Here is a 5974-nt window from a genome sequence, read left to right on the forward strand (position 1 = left end):
CGGTCGTTATCTATAGTCAGGGGATCGGTGGCCTGTCTTGACCTGCGGTTTCCTGTCGTGGACTGTGTCCATGAGGCTGCAATCGTTACCGCCTGTGATGAGCTCGCCGGCTCTCGAAAGGACTCTTCGACGAGGTCGATCTCGGGGCAAAGCGGTCATTTGCCTGCGACCCGATCGCACCGTACGAGATTGATGACTCGGCTCATGATGTCGTTGTCGTCCACCATGCGCAGTTCCATCGAAGGTTGGGAACCTGCCGGTTAGTTGATGCCACGGGAGAGTATGAAGTCGCTGAGGCGCTGGGTCACCGCCGTCTGGGTTGCGGTCGCCGATGTCAGAGCGATTTTGCGGGTGTGGTCTTCGCCATTGAGTGGGACCTCAACTATTCCGTCGACAGGCCGAGTGGTGTCTGGCAGAAGGGCGACGCCGAGTCCTCGGCTGATCAGTTCGCGGATGGTGGCGAACTCGGTGATCTCGATCCCGATGTTCGGTTCGTAACCGGCGCGGCGGCACCAGCTTTCGGTGAGTTGGCGCAGGTTGTAGCTGGCGGGATTGGCGATGAATCGCGCGCCCTCTAGCTCGTCGAGCTCGATGCATGCCCGGCTGGCAAGGGGGTGGTCTTCGGGTAGTACGGCGTTTATCTGCTGAGTCGCGAGGATGGTGTGCTCGAGGTCTGCTGGTGGCGGGATCGTGATCGCCAGGTCGAGCCCTCCAGTCCGGAGGTCGTCAATCAGTACAGAGCCGTGCGATTGCTTTAGTTGAAGGCGGACGCCGGGATACTGCAGGTTGAACTCGGCCAGCAGATCGGGCACGGCGCCGGACCCCATTGTCAGGGGGAACCCGAAGCGGACCGTGCCGTGATTCGGATCGGCAGTCTCGGTGATCAGTGCGATAGACATATCGATTTCGTGGAGTGGGCCTCGGACGAGCTGCGCGAGGCTCAAAGCAGACGGAGTAAGACGCACTGTCCTGCCGTCACGAATCAGTAATGGCACGTGCAGGGTCTCCTCAAGTGCATGAATACGTCGGCTCATTGATGATTGCGGGATCCCAAGTGCGGAAGCAGCTCCAGTCATGTGACCGCCTTGAGCCGCGAGCTCCGTGAGCGCACGAAGCTGTGGAGCCAGATCCTTCACCCATTCATCCATATACGGATGGTAATGCATCAAAAGTACATTGGACGGAACGTTTCTTATTGCGCGATGGTGGAATCACCAGATGTGGCTTTAGAAGGAGCAGCACCATGAGTGACCGGTCGCGAACAGCAGAAGACGTCGAGGAGGCCGACGTAGTCCTCATCGGCGGCGGGATTATGTCGGCGACTTTGGGAGTGATGATCACGCTTCTTCAGCCGGACTGGCGCATTGTCCTGGTCGAGAAGTCAGATTCGATCGCGACCGAGAGCAGCGACCCGTGGAACAACGCCGGTACCGGTCACTCTGGGTTTAGCGAGCTGAACTACATGCCCGACCCAACCGACGGCAGCAAACCCTCCGAGATCGCCCGACAATTCCACATCACCAGACAATGGTGGGCACACCTGGCGGAGTCGGGCCTGCTCGATCCGAGCGAGTTCATCCACAGCAGCCCGCACATGGACGTGGTGTTCGACCGGCGGGGCGTGGACTATCTGAGGCAGCGCTATCAGACGCTCATTACCGACCCGTTCTTCGCTGGGCTCGAATACTCCGAAGATCCGGCGAGGATCGCCACCTGGGCGCCTCTGATCATGGAGGGGCGATGCGACGAAGAGCCGATCGCTGCGACTCGCCAACCGCACGGCACCGACGTCGACTTCGGCGCGTTGACCCGTGCGCTCACGAGCATCATCACCGACCGAGGCGGGACGGTCCTCCTCAGTCACGACGTGAGTTCACTCCGTCAGGAAACGGATGGCCGCTGGCTCGTATCGGGCCGGAGCGGCGACCACCGTGCGCGGTTCGCAATCCGGGGACGGAACGTCTTCGTCGGCGCCGGTGGATTCGCCCTGCGACTGCTCCAGCGCGCACGTCTCCCTGAGGTCCGAGGGTATGCGGTGCTTCCTGTCGGTGCCGCGTTCTACCGGTGCTCAGCCCCGAAGGTCGTTGCCCGGCATGACTCGAAGGTCTACGGTCAGGCAGCGATAGGTGCCCCGCCGATGTCGGTCCCGCATCTCGACCAGCGAATCGTTGGCGGCGAAGGCCATCTCCTGTTCGGCCCATACGCGACGTTCAGCACGAAGCTCCTCAAGCATGGCAAGCTCACTGACTTCTTCACGACCCTCCGGTGGCACAATCTCCACGTCATCGCGGCCGCCGGTCTCCAGAACCTGCCCCTGGTCCACTACCTGATCACAGAGCTTGCCTCCGGCCCGAAGAAGAAATTCGCCCAGCTGCAACGGTTTTACCCCTCGGCAGCGTTCGATCAGTGGGAGCTCATCCTCGCCGGCCAACGTGCGCAACTGGTCACACCCGACAAGAAGAAGATCGGCGTCCTCCGTCAGGGCACGGAAGTGGTCACCAGCGCGGACCACTCCATCTCAGGGCTACTCGGCGCCTCACCAGGGGCCTCAACCGCCGTTCCGATCATGCTAGATCTCCTCAGACAGTGCTTTCCCGATCATTGGCAGAGGAGCTGGAAAGGCACTATCGCGACCGCGGTCACGGGCTTCGACAGCACCACGTGGGACGCGGCCGACGTCAGCGCAAGCCTCGAACGGACCGCCAGCGCCCTCGACCTCACAAACACCCCAGACAGGCTCCGATGACCCCTGATACTCAGAGGATGACGACGGGCCGTCCTCATCGTCGATCGAGATTGGGCAACTCGGCCAAACCGCAAAATGTTTCCAGGTGCCAGAAGCCGCCGCGGACGCAGGCTGTCATGATGCCCCGCACGGAGGACTGATGTCTGTCCAGCGAGTGGTGTCCCCGGTCGATGGCGTGGAGTCGTGGACGGTGCTGGGCGATGACGGTGCCCCAGTGGCTCCGATCGAACGGTACCTGGCGTACTTGACCCAGATCGAGCGGTCGCCCAACACGGTCAAGGCTTACGCCCACGATTTGAAGGACTGGTTCGAGTTTCTCAGCGGCCAGGACCTGGATTGGCGTGAGGTTCGATTGGAGAACGTCGCCGAGTTCGTCGCCTGGCTGCGCCGACCGCCCGGCCTGCGCGACGGAACGGTCCCGGTCCTGCCGTCGGTGGAGCACCACTGCACCGAGGCGACGGTCAATCGGAAGCTCTCCGCGCTCAGCGCGTTCTATCAGCACGCGGCGCGCCACGGCGTCGACCTCGAGGAGTTGTTGAGGACGTGGCAGCCGGCCGGAGGCCGTAGCTCGGGGTGGAAGCCGTTCTTGCACCACATCAGCAAGGGCAAACCGCAAGCGCGGCGGGCCATCGTGCTGAGTGCGCAGCGCAAGCTCCCGCGCGTGCTCAGCGCCGTCGAGGTGCAGACGATCCTTGATGCCTGTGGCCATCTGCGGGACCGGTTCCTGTTCGCCGTGCTGTTTGACACCGGGATGCGGATTGGGGAGGCGTTGGGCCTGCGACATGAGGACATTGCCGCGGCCGAGTCCCAGATCATGGTCCAGCGCCGGGTCAATAACAACGGGGCCCGCTCCAAGTCACGCAACCCGCGGACGGTGCCGGTCAGCGCGGAACTGATCCGGCTCTACGCCGACTACCTGCACCTGGAGTACGGCGACCTGGACTCCGACTACGTCTTCGTGAACCTGTGGGGCCGACCCCACGGTCACCCGCTGACCTACACGGCCGTTTACGACCTGGTCACGCGTCTGCGCCGACGGACCGAGATCGACTTCGATCCGCACTGGTACCGCCACACCGCGGCCACCCGGATGCTGCGTGACGGTGTGCCGATCGAGGTGGTCTCCAAGCTGCTCGGCCACGCTGACATCACCACCACTGCCGCCGTCTACGGGCACCTGAACGCTGAGGACGCCCGCCAGTCGCTGGAAGAAGCGGGATGGTTCACCGGCCGAGAGGTCCGACTGTGAGCACACCGAGCCCGCTGGTGCCCGAAAAGCCACTAGCGACGGCGAGCGAGCGGCGCCGGACACCCCGCCAGACCAGCAGATGGGACGCCGAGTACGGCAAGGACGTCTGGCGGCTGCGTGAGCTCGGCATCAAGGACAGACGGCTGGCCCGAATCACCTTCGAAGACATCGGGCAGTCCTGGCTGAAGGCCTTGGCCAAACGCTGGGCCCGGTGGCGCCTGGCCACGGGCCTTGGAGTGGTCAGCGTCTCCACTGGCACACGGGCGATCACGCACTTCGGGCAGTTCCTCGCGGACGCCGCCCCTTCCGCCCAGGGGCTGGCAGACCTGGACCGGGAGGTGTTGGAGCGCTACCTCGCGCACCTGCACACCCGGTTCTCGGGCACCGTGACCCACCGCATGCTGATCGGCCAACTGAACCTGTTCTTCACCACCATTCGGCAGCACGGCTGGGATGACTCCCTGCCTTCGGCGGTGATGTTCTACAGCGAGGACTTCCCCAAGGAAACCATCCGGCAACCGCGCGCGCTGAGCGAAACCGTGATGGCCCAGCTGGAGAACCCAGACAACCTCGCCAAGTGGAACAACCCCAGTTACAAGCTGATCACACAGATCTTGATGGGGTGTGGGCTGCGCATCACAGACACCGTCCGCCTGCCGACCGACTGCATCGCCTACGACGGTGAGGGAGCGCCCTACCTGCGCTACCTCAACCACAAGATGAAACGCGAGGCCCTGGTACCCATCGACGCCGACCTCGCCCAGGCCATCACCGAGCAGCGACGCCGCCTGCAAGAGCGGTGGCCGGCTGGTACGCCGGTGCTCTTTCCGCGCGTCTCGCACAACGACGACGGCCGCGAGTCGGTCGGTGACGGGGTCTACCGCAAGGCGCTGCACCGGTGGCTCAAGCGCTGCGCCGTCCGTGACGAGCACGGCCAACCCGTTCGCGTTGTCCCGCACAGCTTCCGGCACACCTTGGGCACCAGGCTGATCAACCGCGACGTCCCACAAGAAGTGGTCCGGCGAATCCTCGACCACGACTCCCACGTCATGACCGCCCACTACGCCCGCCTCAGTGACACCACGATCCGTCGGCACTGGGAAGCCGCGCGGAAGGTCAACATCAAGGGCGAGACGGTCTCCCTCGACCCGGACGGACCGTTGGCCGAGGCGGCATGGGCCAAGCAGCGGGTCGGGCGAGCGACCCAGGCCCTGCCCAACGGCTTCTGCGGGTTGCCGGTCCAGCAGTCCTGCCCGCACGCGAACGCGTGCCTGAGCTGCCCAATGTTCATCACCACCTCGGAGTTCCTGCCCGAGCACCGCCAGCATCGTCAACAGGTCGTGCAGATCATCACCGCCGCTGAAGCCCGCGGCCAGCAACGACTGATCGAGATGAACCAGCAGGTCCTGGGAAACCTCGACCAGATCATCACCACATTGGAGGACGACCAGGACGGCGAGGCAGCCACCTGATGCATGCTGATAACAGTCATCACTTGATCACCGCCGCCCAGCGGCGCCACGAGACCACGCGTGCCAAAGCCACCCAGGCTCTTCGCGACCTCGACCGCGAGGGCGGCGCGGTTACCTTTCAGATCGTCGCGCAGAAAGCGCAAGTCTCGCGTTCCTGGCTCTACACCCAGCCCGACATCTGCGCCGAGATTCGACGGCTCCGCGACATTCAGCGCGGCTCGGCCGGCTCATCGCTGCCTGCGTCCCAACGTTCCACGGAGGCATCCCTGCTACGCCGCCTCGAAGTTGCCAACGCGCGCGTCCGCGACCTCACCACCGAGAACCAGCGACTCCGGAAACAGTTGGAACACACCCTCGGGCAATTACGGGCATCGACCACGGCACGGTGACGAGGCCGAGCCGCTCCATGGACGGCCCCAAGATAAGCGCGTCCACCAGGAGAGCTTCCGATCCGCTGAGTCGCGTGCTGGACGTCATGGCCACGTCTGACCGGACTCCAGATAACGA

The 5974-nt window shown here is 63.9% G+C and carries 5 protein-coding genes; 4 read left to right on the plus strand and 1 reads right to left on the minus strand.

Annotation, left to right across the window (positions count from 1 at the left end; all coding sequences use genetic code 11):
• Positions 1–260: 260 nt before the first annotated feature.
• Entirely contained in the window at positions 261–1148 is an 888-nt protein-coding gene (locus tag AB0K08_RS16780; protein ID WP_363356459.1) for a LysR family transcriptional regulator, read from the minus strand.
• Positions 1149–1243: 95 nt separating this feature from the next.
• Here AB0K08_RS16780 and AB0K08_RS16785 point away from each other — a divergent pair, with 95 nt between their 5' ends.
• The 4 genes from AB0K08_RS16785 (at position 1244) to AB0K08_RS16800 (ending at position 5856) form a co-directional block, all read left to right on the plus strand.
• Positions 1244–2746, plus strand: a complete 1503-nt coding sequence (locus tag AB0K08_RS16785) for a malate:quinone oxidoreductase (RefSeq protein WP_363356463.1) — start codon at positions 1244–1246, stop codon at positions 2744–2746.
• Positions 2747–2885: 139 nt separating this feature from the next.
• Positions 2886–3995, plus strand: a complete 1110-nt coding sequence (locus AB0K08_RS16790; RefSeq protein WP_363356465.1) for a site-specific integrase — start codon at positions 2886–2888, stop codon at positions 3993–3995.
• Positions 3965–5467: a site-specific integrase gene (locus tag AB0K08_RS16795; protein ID WP_363356467.1), complete on the plus strand. Its 1503-nt coding sequence runs from the start codon at positions 3965–3967 to the stop codon at positions 5465–5467. The genes AB0K08_RS16790 and AB0K08_RS16795 overlap by 31 nt, the downstream gene beginning before the upstream one ends.
• Before the next feature lie 23 nt (positions 5468–5490).
• Positions 5491–5856: a DUF6262 family protein gene (locus tag AB0K08_RS16800; RefSeq protein ID WP_363356469.1), complete on the plus strand. Its 366-nt coding sequence runs from the start codon at positions 5491–5493 to the stop codon at positions 5854–5856.
• Positions 5857–5974: the final 118 nt, after the last annotated feature.

Origin of the sequence: Citricoccus sp. NPDC055426 (assembly GCF_040677445.1) — a bacterium.
Classification (GTDB): domain Bacteria; phylum Actinomycetota; class Actinomycetes; order Actinomycetales; family Micrococcaceae; genus Citricoccus.